This is a genomic window from Kitasatospora sp. NPDC059673 (assembly GCF_042734215.1).
GTDB lineage: Bacteria > Actinomycetota > Actinomycetes > Streptomycetales > Streptomycetaceae > Kitasatospora.
This window is the reverse complement of the sequence record NZ_JBHWEN010000012.1, coordinates 44,771-57,188: the sequence shown is the minus strand read 5'-3', so window position 1 is coordinate 57,188 and position 12,418 is coordinate 44,771. Positions and strand designations below refer to the sequence as shown.

Sequence of the window (12,418 nt, the reverse complement as noted above, 5' to 3'; positions counted from 1 at the left end):
TGACGAGGCGGCCGCGCCCGGAGTTCCGGTACGTCCTACCCGACGGCCGGCCCGGCGCCCGGACGGCCGTCCAGCGGCCGGCCGACGATGCCGGGCTTGCGCTGCCAGGGGCGCGGGCCCTCGGGGCGGCGGTACTCGATGCCGAGGGCGTCCAGGCGCGGGTAGTGGCCGGCCATCCGGGTCTCGAAGCCCGCCCAGTCGCGCGCGCCGGGGTCGCGCGGCAGGTCGGACCAGGCGACCTCGGCGAACGCGGCCAGCCGCGGGAACGCCTTGTAGTCGACGTCCCGGCCGTCGAGCATGAACTCGGTCCAGATGTTGGCCTGGGTGCCGATGACGTGCCGGGCGGCCTGCTCGTCGAGCTGCGGCGGGACGGGCTCGAAGCGGTAGACGTCCTCCAGCGAGCGCACCCAGCCGACCGGGATCGGCTCGTCCTCGCCGCCGTCCTGCCGGTGGTCGAGGTAGACGTGCTGCTCGGGGCACATCACCACGTCGTGCCCGGCCCGCGCGGCCGCGATGCCGCCCTCGTAGCCGCGCCAGGAGGAGACCGCGGCACCGGGGGCGAGGCCGCCTTCGAGGATCTCGTCCCAGCCGATCAGGCGGCGGCCGCGCTCGGCCAGCCAGCGGTCGAAGTGCCGGATGACGTGGCTCTGCAGCTCGAACTCGTCGCTCAGCCCGAGTTCGGCGATCCGGGCCTGTGCGGCGGGGCTGGCCTTCCACTGGTCCTTGGGGCACTCGTCGCCGCCGAGGTGGACGAAGGTGGAGGGGAAGATCTCCAGCACCTCCTCCAGCACGTGCTCGTAGAACCGCAGGGTGGCCTCGGAGGCGTTCAGGATGTTCTCGCTGACGCCCCAGTCGGTCCAGGTGCCGAGCGCGGCGGTGTCCACCACATCGGTGTTGCCGAGCTCGGGGTAGGCGGCGATGGCGGCCTGGTTGTGGCCGGGCAGGTCGACCTCGGGGACGACGGTGATGTGCCGCGCGGCGGCGTAGGCGACGATCTCGCGCAGGTCGTCCTGGGTGTAGTAGCCCCCGTGCGGCTGGTCGTCGCGGCGCCCGCCGGCCCGGTAGCCGACCATCGACCGCTCCCGCCAGGACGCGGTCTCGGTGAGCTTCGGGTAGCGCTTGACCTCGATCCGCCAGCCCTGGTCGTCGGTCAGGTGGAAGTGGAGGACGTTCAGCTTGTGCGCGGCCAGCTGGTCGATGAACCGCAGCACCCCGGCCTTCGGCATGAAGTGCCGGGAGACGTCGAGCAGCGCGCCGCGCCAGCCGAACCGGGGCGCGTCGTGGATCTCCACCGCGGGCACCGTCCAGCGCGCGCCGGGCAGCGGGGCGGTGCGGTACGCGGCGGGGCCGAGCAGCTGGCGCAGGGTCTGCGCGGCGTGCGACAGGCCCGCTGCGCTGCCGCCGGTGAGCCGCACCGCGTCCGGGCCGGCGCTCAGCCGGTACTCCTCGGCGGCCAGGGTGTCGTCCAGCGCGAGCACCAGGTCACCGGCCTGCCCGGCGGGGGCCGGGTCCAGGTCGAAGCCGGTGGCGGCGGACAGCTCGGCGCGCACTCGCCGGGCCACACCGCCGGTGCCCGGGGCGGCGGCGATCCGGGCGCCGGCGCGCAGCTCGAACGGGGCGGTGTCGGCGGGGGTCTGGACGTGCAACGGGGCAGGGATGAGGTCCATGCGCCTCATCCTGCCCCGGTGAACCCCGATTGGCATAGACCACTCGGGGCGTCGCACCGGTCGGACGTCAGTCCTTCTTGTCGTCCCCGCCCGGGTTGTTCAGCCCGTCGAAGATCTCCTTGCACATCGGGCAGACCGGGTACTTCTTCGGGTCGCGGCCGGGCACCCAGACCTTGCCGCACAGCGCCACCACGGGGGACCCGGAGAGCGCGCTCTCCATGATCTTGTCCTTCTGGACGTAGTGGGCGAAGCGCTCGTGGTCGCCGTCCCCGTGCGAAGTCTGCGGGACGGGCTCGACCAGGGTGCCGGTGCCGAGGCCGCGCTCGGGCTCAAGAGTGCTCATGGGTGCCAAGTCTATGGTGGCCGCGCGGAACGCGGCCACCATGCGGGAACAGGCCGCCGGTCAGTTCAGCATCGGGTCGTCCGGGTAGGTGGCGAGCATCGCCAGCGGCCCGCGCTGGCGGCGCAGCACGGCCCGCCACATCCGGTCCGGCTCGACGCAGGAGACGTCGCCGGCCTCGCACTCCACCGGGTACCAGGCGCCCTCGGCGATCTCCTGTTCCAGCTGGCCGGGCGACCAGCCGGCGTAGCCGGCGAACACCCGCATGCCGCCGAGCACCCCGGCCAGCACCTCGGGCGGGGCCTCCAGGTCGACCAGGCCGATCGCCCCGTGCACCCGCCGCCAGCCGAGCGGCCCCGGGTGGGTCTCCTCGCCGGGCACCACGGCGATCGCCAGCGCCGAGTCCAGCGCCACCGGGCCGCCCTGGAACACCACCGCGGGGTCGCCGGTCAGCGACGCCCAGCCGTCCAGCACGGCGGCCACGTCCACGGGGGTGGGCCGGTTGAGGACCACGCCGAGCGCCCCCTGGGCGTCGTGGTCGAGCAGCAGGACGACCGACCTGGCGAAGTTCGGATCCGTCAGCACGGGCGTCGCCACGAGCAGTCGCCCGGTGAACGAGGGGGCCGCTTCCATGCCTGCCATGATGCCTCCCGACGGGCCCCGCAGGACACCCGGCGGACCGCGGGCAGGCCACCCGTCCGGCCCAATGGCGGTGCCGCCGGGCACCCCCTCCAGCATGATCACCAATAGGGCACACGGGAACCAATCGCCCACCCTCTACCATCTATGAGGTGGCGAAGGGCCTTTCCCTCAGCTTCGCAGCCGAAAACCTCCCCCTGCGCACCCGGATTGCGAGAACGATGACCGACGACGTCCTGCTGGTCCACGGCGGAAACCCGCTGGAAGGCGAGATCCAGATCCGCGGTGCCAAGAACCTGGTCCCCAAGGCCATGGTCGCCGCACTGCTCGGCCAGGGCCCCAGCAGACTGCGCAGCGTTCCGGACATCCGGGACGTCAAGGTCGTCCGCGGCCTGCTGCAGCTGCACGGGGTCACTGTCCGCACCGGCGACGAGGAGGGCGAGCTGATCCTCGACCCGTCGCACGTCGAGAGCGCCAACGTGGCGGACATCGACGCACACGCCGGCTCCTCGCGCATCCCGATCCTGTTCTGCGGCCCGCTGCTGCACCGCCTCGGCCACGCGTTCATCCCGGGCCTGGGCGGCTGCGACATCGGCGGCCGGCCGGTGGACTTCCACTTCGAGGTGCTGCGCCAGTTCGGCGCCACCATCGAGAAGCACCCGCAGGGCACCTACCTGGTGGCCACCCAGCGGCTGCGCGGCACCAAGATCGAGCTGCCGTACCCGTCGGTCGGCGCCACCGAGCAGGTGCTGCTGACGGCGGTGCTCGCGGAGGGCGTCACCGAGCTGCGCAACGCCGCGATCGAACCGGAGATCGTCGACCTGATCTGCGTGCTGCAGAAGATGGGCGCGATCATCTCGCTGGGCACCGACCGCACCATCCTGATCACCGGTGTGGACGAGCTGGACGGCTACACCCACCGGGCGCTGCCGGACCGTCTGGAGGCCGCGTCCTGGGCCTGCGCGGCGCTGGCGACCAAGGGTGACATCTATGTCCGGGGTGCCGAGCAGATCCCGATGATGACCTTCCTGAACACCTTCCGGAAGGTCGGCGGCGCCTACGAGATCGACGACGCGGGCATCCGGTTCTGGCACCCGGGCGGCGAGCTGAAGGCGATCGCCCTGGAGACCGACGTGCACCCGGGCTTCCAGACCGACTGGCAGCAGCCGCTGGTGGTGGCGCTGACCCAGGCCACCGGCCTGTCGATCGTGCACGAGACGGTGTACGAGTCCCGGCTGGGCTTCACCGGCGCGCTGAACCAGATGGGCGCGCACATCCAGCTGTACCGGGAGTGCCTGGGCGGCACCCCGTGCCGGTTCGGGGCGCGCAACTTCAACCACTCCGCGGTGGTCTCCGGCCCGTCCAAGCTGATGGGCGCCGAGCTGGTCATCCCCGACCTGCGCGGCGGCTTCTCGTACCTGATCGCGGCGCTGGCCGCCGAGGGCACCTCCACGGTGCACGGCATCGACCTGATCAACCGCGGCTACGAGAACTTCATGGACAAGCTGCGCGACCTGGGCGCGCACATCGAGCTGCCGTCGGAGGTCGACTCGGCCGAGGTCGAGCTGACCGCCTGACGGCGCAGGGCCCGTAACAAGCCGGTGGCCGGCCTCCCCGAGGGGAGGCCGGCCACCGTCGCGTTCAGCGGAGGGTCACTTGCCCTTCGCGGCTTCCTTCAGCTTCGAGCCGGCGCTCACCTTGACGCTGAAGCCCTCGGCGATCTGGATCGGCTCGCCGGTCTGCGGGTTGCGGGCGGTGCGGGCGGCGCGCAGGGTGCGCTCGAAGGTCAGGAAACCGGGGATGGTGACCTTCTCGTCGCCCTTGGCGACGACCTCGCCGGTGATCTCGGCGAAGGCGGCCAGCACGGCGTCGGCGTCCTTGCGGGTCACCTCGGCGCGCTCGGCCAGCGCGGCCACCAGCTCACTGCGGTTCATGTGTACTCCTGTGGTCTGTTGCTCTGCCGTGCGCGGAGGCATGGCCGGTCCGCGGCACGGTGCTCGTTCAGGCGAGGGGTGGTCAGGGGCCGGGCTCGCACCGCGAAGCGCCGCAAACTGCCCGCCTGGGTACGAATCCTGCCTCGACCGGCACTGAGAAAGCCAATCGGGTACCGGCGTGGTTGACCCGAACAGCGCCCACCGGACAGAGGTGTGACGCTCCGTCGGCTCCGGGGTGGCCGGGGCGGGCGGCGGCCGGGACGACACGCCGTGGCACAACCGGGGACGTTCCGTACTTGTCGGACACGCCGCCCCGTCGCAGGGCTACCGTACGCCCTGGCACCGACAAGCCCAAACACGCCCCTTTCCCTTGTGTCGCAAGGGATCCGGCACGTTCGCCGCAATCCGGCCGCGGCGAACGTGCCGGGCGCTCACCGGCTCAGAGCTGAACGGCCGGGAACGCGGCGGTGTCGAGCGTTCCGACGATGCCCGGGGTGGGCTTCGCGGGGGCCGTCTCGGCGTCGCCACGGGCCGCCACGGCGGCGTCCCGGACGGCCGAGGCGACGGTCTTGGCGACGCCCGGGTGGAAGACGCTGGGGATGATGTAGTTCGCGTTCAGCTCGTCGTCGGTGACGGTGGTGGCCAGCGCGCGGGCGGCGGCCAGCATCATCTCGGTGTCGACGCTGCTGGACTGGGCGTCCAGCAGGCCGCGGAAGACGCCCGGGAAGACCAGCACGTTGTTGATCTGGTTGGGGAAGTCGCTGCGGCCGGTGGCGACCACCGCGGCGGTCTGCCGGGCCACCGCCGGGTCGACCTCCGGGTCGGGGTTGGCCAGCGCGAAGACGATGGCGTCCTTGGCCATGGTGGCCAGGTCGTCGCCGTCCAGCACGTTCGGGGCGGAGACACCGATGAAGACGTCGGCGTCGGCCACCGCCTCCTTGAGGGTGCCGGTGCGGCCGGAGCGGTTGGTGTTCTCGGCGATCCAGCGCAGGTTCTCGTTGAGGTCCCCGCGGCCGAGGTGGACCACGCCCTGCACGTCCGCCACGGTGGCGTGCGCGACGCCCGCGGCCATCAGCAGCTTGAGGATCGCGGTGCCCGCGGCGCCGGCACCGCTCATCACCACGCGGATCTCGCCGATCTCCTTGCCGACCACCTTCAGCGCGTTGGTCAGCGCGGCCAGCACCACGATCGCGGTGCCGTGCTGGTCGTCGTGGAAGACCGGGATGTCCAGTGCCTCGCGCAGCCGGGCCTCGATCTCGAAGCAGCGCGGCGCGGAGATGTCCTCCAGGTTGATGCCGGCGAAGCCCGGGGCGATGGCCTTGACGATCGCCACGATCTCGTCGGCGTCCTGGGTGTCCAGGCAGAGCGGCCACGCGTCGATGCCCGCGAAGCGCTTGAACAGCGCCGCCTTGCCCTCCATCACCGGCAGCGCGGCCTTCGGGCCGATGTTGCCCAGGCCCAGCACCGCCGAGCCGTCGGTGACCACCGCGACCGAGTTGCGCTTGATGGTCAGGCGGCGGGCGTCCTCCGGGTTCTCCGCGATCGCCATGCACACCCGGGCCACGCCGGGGGTGTAGATCATGCTGAGGTCGTCACGGTTGCGGATCGGCAGCTTCGAGGACATCTCGATCTTGCCGCCGAGGTGCATCAGGAACGTACGGTCGGAGACCTTGCCGATGCTGACGCCGTCGATCGCGCGGAGCTTCTCCACGATCTCCTGGCCGTGCGCCACCGAGGACGCCGCCACGGTGACGTCGATCCGCAGCGCCTCCAGGCCGGAGGCGGTGACGTCCAGGCCGGTGACCGAGCCGCCGGAGGACTCGACCGCGGTGGTGATGGAGCTCACCGCGTTGCCGGTGGCCGGCACCTCCAACCGGACCGTGATCGAGTTCGAGACACTGGGCACCGTCGCCATCGACGTCCTTCTTCCTAGAATCAGCAGACCGTGAACGGCCTGGTAATCGCGCAGCATGCTAGGTATCGATCGTCGCACCTACCGAGGGCTTGCCAGAAATAACGTTCATTGAGTGTGCGGATCCGACAAACCCGCCCGGTCCCGGGCAGACGGCGTCCTTGCCCGTGGGCGCCGATGCGTTACATTGGAACGGCACCGGCTCGATCCAAGCCCCCGGGCCCAACCTTCGTCCCTTCGAGGGACCACTTGCCGCGAGGCGAGCATGGCGGGTCGGTGTTCTGCTTGACGAAAGGCCCCCCACCTCCGGGTGGGGGGCCTTCGTGCGTGCTACTTCAGCAGGGCCGGGACTCCGGCGGCGTCCGGCAGGTCGTCCGGGCCGGACAGCACCGTCAGCCGCTGGGTGGCGCGGGTCAGCGCCACGTACAGCACCCGCAGGCCCGCCTCGGACTCGCCGGCGATGCCGGTCGGGTCGGCGACCACGGTGGCGTCGTACTCCAGGCCCTTCGCCTCCAGGCTGCCCAGCGCCACCACCCGGCTGCCCAGGCCCTCGGTCCAGGACGCGGCCTCCGCGCGGCGGTCCATCGGGACGACCACCGCGACGGTGCCGTCCACCTCGGCCAGCAGCCGCTCCAGCTCGGCCCGGGCGGCCTTGCCGAAGGACTCCGCGTCGGCCTCCCGGACCGCCGCGAACCGCGGCCGCACGCCGGTGGCCCGGACCGCGCTCGGCGACGGGGTGCCCGGCGCGGCCAGCGCCAGCACCTTCGCCGCCACCTCGGCGATCTCCGCCGGGTTGCGGTAGTTCACCGTCAGCGTGTGCCGGCGGCGCGGCTTGCCCGCCAGCACCTCGCCCATCGCCGCCTGCGCCTCCTCGGGGAACGGCCAGGACGACTGCGCCGGGTCACCGACGATGGTCCAGGTCGCCATCCGGGCGCGGCGGCCGATCATCCGCCACTGCATCGGCGTGAGGTCCTGCGCCTCGTCCACGATCACGTGCGCGTACTCGCGCCGCTCCTCGGGGACGCGCTCGCGCTCCCGCCGGCCGTAGGCCCGCTCGCCGTACGTGGTGACTTCGTCCAGGCCGGTCAGCAGGTCGATCGCGTCGACCTCGCGGACCTTCGGACGGGCCGGCTCGCCGAGCAGCACCTGCAGCTCGTCGACCAGCGCCACGTCGTGCGCCGACAGCTCGCCGGCGCCGCGCTCGTCCAGGTGCCGCCAGGACGCCGCCAGCAGGCGGGCCTCCTCCGGGGTGACGGCTCGGCGGGCGATCCGGTTGGTGTGCCGGTGCTGGCGCAGCGTGGCCAGCACCCGGCGCGGGGTGACGGCCGGCCACCAGGCGTCCAGGAAGTCCAGGAACACCGCCTCGTCGGACACGTACTCGTCGAAGGACTCGCGTTCCTCCTGGCGCTGCTCGCGTTCGGCGTGGCTGACCGGCTTCGGCAGCTCGCGCACCGCCTCCGACCAGAGCGCGTCCAGCAGCAGACGGCGGGCGCGCGGGCGCAGCAGGTTCAGCGGGGTGCCGCCGCCGCCCACCACGTTGCCGCGCACGGTCTTCAGCCGGCCGGCGTCCAGCCGCAGCGCCTGGCCGCGGGCGAACACCTTCAGCTCGGTCGGTGCGTCCAGCTCCAGGGCCGCCCGGGCGGCCCGGCGCAGCAGCTGCACCATCCGCGAGGAGCCCTTGATCCGGGACACCTCGGGGCTGTCGTAGCGGGTGGCCTCGATGCCGTCCACCAGGCTGCCGACCGCGCGGATCGCCACCTGGCCCTCCTCGCCCAGCGAGGGCAGCACGCCCTCGGTGTAGGAGACCAGCAGCGGCGTCGGGCTGACCACCAGGATGCCGCCCGCGTAACGGCGGCGGTCCTGGTAGAGCAGGAACGCGGCGCGGTGCAGGGCGACGGCGGTCTTGCCGGTGCCGGGGCCGCCGGTGACCAGGGTGGCGCCGGCCGCGGCCGCCCGGATCACCTCGTCCTGCTCCTTCTGGATGGAGGAGACGATGTCGCGCATGGTGTGGCCGCGGGCCCGGCCCAGGGTCGCCATCAGCGCGCCGTCGCCGACCACGGCGAGTTCCTCGCCGTCCAGGGTCGGGGTCAGGTCGGGGCGCAGCAGGTCGTCCTCGACGCCGATGACCTTGCGGCCCTTGGAGCGGATCACCCGGCGGCGGATCACCCGCCCCGGTTCCAGCGGCGTGGCCCGGTAGAAGGGTGCGGCCGCCGGGGCCCGCCAGTCGATCACCAGCGGGCCGAACTCGGCGTCGAGTACGCCGAGCCGGCCGATGTGCAGGCTCTCGGCGACCGCCGGGTCGGCCGGGTCCATCGGCGTCTGCGAGGGGATCCCGTGCTCCTCGGGGGCATCGGCCTGCTGCAGGTCGATGCGTCCGAAGAGGAAGTCCTCGAACTCGTTGTTCAGCCGCTGCAGGTGCGCGCCCGCGCGGTACACCTGGGCGTCGCGCTCGGCGAGTGCGCCGGGGGTGCCGACCTGCACGCGCTTCGCGGCGTCCTCCAGGATGTACTCCGCCTCGGCGAGCTTCTCCTCCAGCCGTTGGTAGACGGTGTCGAGATGCTGCTGCTCCCCCGCGATCTCGCGGTCGCGGACAGTATCGGTGTGGTGCTCGGCAGAGCCGTGCGCGCCCAAGGAGCCCCCTGAGGTACGGAGAAAAAGGCGGACGGACGATCTTACGGGATGAACTGTTCCGCAGACGAGGACCCCCACCCACGGAACACCCCCGGAACGCACGAGAGCCGCCCTCCGGGTGGAGGACGGCTCTGCGATGCACATGGGGTGGTGGAGATGCCGGGAATCGAACCCGGGTCCAGTGGAGAGGATTCAGGACTTCTCCGAGCGCAGTCCGCTGTGAGTTTCTCGGCCCTGGCAGTCACGCGGACAAGCCGCCAACAGGCCCAGCCACTGTTTGGTTTCCCCGCCACCCCCGCGGCCGGGGTGGAAGGTTGAGTTCCCTAGATTATGCCAGGATCCGGGTCGGGAACGCCCCGGGCTGACACCCATTCACTTTCGCTGATCAGGCAGCGAGAGCGAACTGCTGGGAATCGCGCTTAGAGTTGGCGATTATTTTTTTGCGACAGATGGTTAACGAGATCATTGCCGCGTTCCTCGGCTCGCTTCTCCTGTTTCGACAGCCACTGTCGAAACCGATCATCCCCATGTTCATTTGACAAACAGCACCGGCGGGCGAGGCCCTCCGGGTGATGCGCTGCCATAGTACTCGGGCGGCGCGTCAAGGGTCCAGCGCATTAACGAGCGGCTGCCTGCGGGTTCTTCGCGGCCGCCCCCGGGGTGCCCAACTGCTGGGCCAGCCAGGGCAGCTGGCGTTCGAAGGCACCCGCCGCGAACTGCCAGACGTGCCGCCCGGGCTCGACGCTCAGGCGGGTGACCAGCCCGGCCTTCCCGGCCGCCGCCTCCAGCTGCTTGGCGTGCGCGAGCTGCCCGCTCTCCTGGTCGCCGACGTCGAACATCCCGGTGACGCCCTTGTACTTGCCGCGGTGCGCGGCCAGCACGGTCTGCGGGTCGTACGCGGCCCAGGCGGCGGCGTCGCCGCCGTACAGCTTGTCGATGGTCTGCTGCTTGTCGCCGATGTACGGGCCGAGGTCGCCGGAGATGTCCAGGAAGTGGCCGAACACCTCGGGGTGGGCGGCGGTCAGGGTGATCGCGCAGGTGCCGCCCATCGACCAGCCGGCCATCGCCCACTTCTTCGGGTCGGCGGCCGTGTCGAAGGTCTTCTCGACGTACTTGGGCAGGTCCTTGACCAGGTGGTCGGCGGCGTTCCCGGCCGGGCCGTCCACGCACTCGGTGTCGACCTTGAAGCCGCCGGTGGCGTCCGCGAACACCAGCACCGGGGAGAAGCCGTTGTGCTTGGCCGCGTAGGCGTCGGCGGTCTTCACCGCGTTGCCGGCCCGCACCCAGTTGTCGGGGGCGGCGAACTCGCCGCCGACCATCTCCACCACCGGCAGCTTGGGCCGGATCTTGCTGCGGAACCAGGCCGGGGGCAGGTACACCAGCTCCTGCCGGTGTGCGAAGCCGCTCGGCACCGCGGGGACGTCCACCGCGACCACCCGGCCGGTGCCGGTGCGGCCGGTGGTGTGCAGCGCCTGGTCCAGGCTCATCTGGTCGGGCACCGGGGAGCCGGAGAGTTCGCCGATCGCGTCGCCCAGCGTCGGGTAGTAGCCGGTCTCCGCGTTCAGGGTGTTCGCCCCGGCCAGCACCGCCGCCAGCACCGCGACGGGCACCGCCGCCCGGTGCCACCAGCGCGCCCCGCGCCAACCGAGCACCAGCACCAGCGCCGCCAGCAGGGCCACGCCCAGCCAGGCCCACAGCGCGGTCGGCAGCGGGTCGGTGATCCCCGACAGCTCCAGCACCCCGACCGCGAGCAGCGCCGCCGCACCGGCCGCCGCACCGACCGCCACCGGCAGCCGGCGCAGCCACCAGCGGCGCCCGGGCCGGCCGACCGCGGCCAGCAGTGCGGCGACGGCGAGCGCGCGCACCGTCCACGGGAACCAGCCGTCCAGCAAGGAGATGTCCACCCGGGGATGGTAGGCGCCCGAACGGCGGCACGGCGCCCTCCGGGTGGACGGTGACGAAGCTGCGACAGTGCCGCCGGTCAGCCGCCGGCGCCCGGCAGGCCGAGTTCCTTGGCCAGCCAGGGCAGCGATTCCTTGAACGCGAAAGCACCGAACTGCCAGTCGTGCTTGCCGGGGTGGACCTCGACCCGGGTCTTCAGGCCGGCCGCGTTGGCGGCCCGGTCGAGTTCCTTGGCGTTGGCGATGTGGCCGGCCTCGGTGTCGCCGACCATGAACAGGCCGGAGGAGGAGCTGTAGTCGCCGTGCTTGCCGCGCAGCACCGTCAGCGGGTCGTTCGCGGCCCACGCCGCGGCGTCGCCCCCGTACAGCTTCTCGATGGTCTGCTGCTTGCTGCCGGTGCTCGGTCCGAGGTCGCCCGCCATGTCGACGAAGTGACCGAAGACCTCGGGGTGCACCACGCCGAGGTCGAGGGCGCAGGTGCCGCCCATCGACCAGCCCGCCGCCGACCAGGAGCGCGGGCCGGAGGCGGTGCCGAAGGTCTTCACGATGAACGGCGGGATGTCCTTGACCAGGTGGTCCTGGGCCTTGCCGGCCGGACCGTTGACGCACTCGGTGTCGGCGTTGAAACCGCCGGTGGCGTCCACGAAGACCAGCACCGGGGCATAGCCGTCGTGCGCGGCGGCGTAGGCGTCGGCGGTCTTCACCGCGTCGCCGACCCGCACCCAGTTGCTGGGGGACATGTACTGGCCGCCGATCATCTCCACGACCGGCAGCTGCGGGCGGTTCTTGCTCTTGAACCAGGCCGGCGGCAGGTAGACCAGTTCCTGCCGGTGCTGGAAACCGCTGGGCTCCGCCGGAATGTCGACCGCGACCACCCGGCCCTCGGTGGCCTTGCCGACCGTGCCGAGCGCCTGGTCGAGGCTCATCTGCTGGGGCACCGGGGCGCCCGCCAGGTCGGACAGGGCGATGTCCACGCTCGGGTAGTAACCGGTGGCGGCGTTCAGCGAGTTGGCGCCGCAGAGCACGGACAGCGCGGTGGCGATCGGCACCGCGGTCATGTTCCACCAGCGGGCGCCCTGCAGGCCGCAGGCGAGCGTGCCGAGCGCCAGCAGGGCGCAGAACACCCAGAACCACATCCCGACCGGCAGCCCGTCCTGGACATCGCCGAACAGCACCACCACAACGGCGATCAGCCCGGTGCCCAGGAGCGCCCCGCCGGCCGCCCACGGCAGTCGGCGGCGCACCCAGAACGGGCTGACCCGAACCACCGCCGCACCCACCGCCGCGAGGGCCAGAATGCGCAACGTCCACGGGAGCCAGCCGCTCAGCAGTGAGGAGTCCACCCGGAGATCGTACGAAAGCGTCCGGTCACCGCACGCAACCGGGTTGGCACA

General features: G+C 72.0%; 9 protein-coding genes and 1 other RNA gene. 1 reads left to right on the top strand and 9 read right to left on the bottom strand.

Annotated elements, in window-relative coordinates; genetic code table 11:
• Window positions 1-35 precede the first annotated feature (35 nt).
• The 3 genes from ACFV18_RS16185 to ACFV18_RS16175 all read right to left on the bottom strand — a co-directional run bounded on the left by ACFV18_RS16185 (window position 36) and on the right by ACFV18_RS16175 (window position 2,649).
• A complete protein-coding gene (locus ACFV18_RS16185; protein WP_380483551.1) occupies window positions 36-1,667 on the bottom strand; it encodes a beta-N-acetylhexosaminidase in 1,632 nt (543 codons plus the stop codon).
• Window positions 1,668-1,734: 67 nt separating this feature from the next.
• On the bottom strand, window positions 1,735-2,010 hold the full coding sequence (locus ACFV18_RS16180; RefSeq protein WP_030459614.1) for a DUF3039 domain-containing protein: 276 nt from the start codon (window positions 2,008-2,010) through the stop codon (window positions 1,735-1,737).
• Window positions 2,011-2,070: 60 nt separating this feature from the next.
• Entirely contained in the window at window positions 2,071-2,649 is a 579-nt protein-coding gene (locus ACFV18_RS16175; RefSeq protein WP_380483549.1) for a YqgE/AlgH family protein, read from the bottom strand.
• A 218-nt stretch (window positions 2,650-2,867) separates the two neighbouring features.
• Between ACFV18_RS16175 and murA the strand changes: the two genes are divergently transcribed.
• Complete coding sequence (murA, locus tag ACFV18_RS16170) at window positions 2,868-4,223, top strand: UDP-N-acetylglucosamine 1-carboxyvinyltransferase (RefSeq protein ID WP_380483548.1); 1,356 nt, start codon at window positions 2,868-2,870, stop codon at window positions 4,221-4,223.
• 75 nt (window positions 4,224-4,298) lie between these two features.
• On the opposite strand, the gene ACFV18_RS16165 is transcribed toward murA, so the two are convergent.
• The 6 genes from ACFV18_RS16165 to ACFV18_RS16140 all read right to left on the bottom strand — a co-directional run bounded on the left by ACFV18_RS16165 (window position 4,299) and on the right by ACFV18_RS16140 (window position 12,367).
• Entirely contained in the window at window positions 4,299-4,580 is a 282-nt protein-coding gene (locus ACFV18_RS16165) for an HU family DNA-binding protein (protein WP_014136004.1), read from the bottom strand.
• A gap of 439 nt (window positions 4,581-5,019) precedes the next feature.
• Window positions 5,020-6,495 (bottom strand): NAD-dependent malic enzyme, encoded by a 1,476-nt coding sequence (locus tag ACFV18_RS16160; RefSeq protein ID WP_380483546.1) that lies wholly within the window; start codon window positions 6,493-6,495, stop codon window positions 5,020-5,022.
• A 327-nt stretch (window positions 6,496-6,822) separates the two neighbouring features.
• The gene (locus ACFV18_RS16155) at window positions 6,823-9,123 is read right to left on the bottom strand and encodes a HelD family protein (protein WP_380483544.1); all 2,301 of its coding nucleotides are present in this window, start codon (window positions 9,121-9,123) and stop codon (window positions 6,823-6,825) included.
• A 148-nt stretch (window positions 9,124-9,271) separates the two neighbouring features.
• Window positions 9,272-9,650, bottom strand: a transfer-messenger RNA (tmRNA) gene (gene ssrA, locus ACFV18_RS16150).
• A 90-nt stretch (window positions 9,651-9,740) separates the two neighbouring features.
• Window positions 9,741-11,027, bottom strand: coding sequence for an alpha/beta hydrolase (locus tag ACFV18_RS16145; protein WP_380483543.1), 1,287 nt, complete (start codon window positions 11,025-11,027; stop codon window positions 9,741-9,743).
• Between the two features lie 77 nt (window positions 11,028-11,104).
• Window positions 11,105-12,367, bottom strand: a complete 1,263-nt coding sequence (locus ACFV18_RS16140; RefSeq protein ID WP_380483541.1) for an alpha/beta hydrolase — start codon at window positions 12,365-12,367, stop codon at window positions 11,105-11,107.
• Window positions 12,368-12,418: the final 51 nt, after the last annotated feature.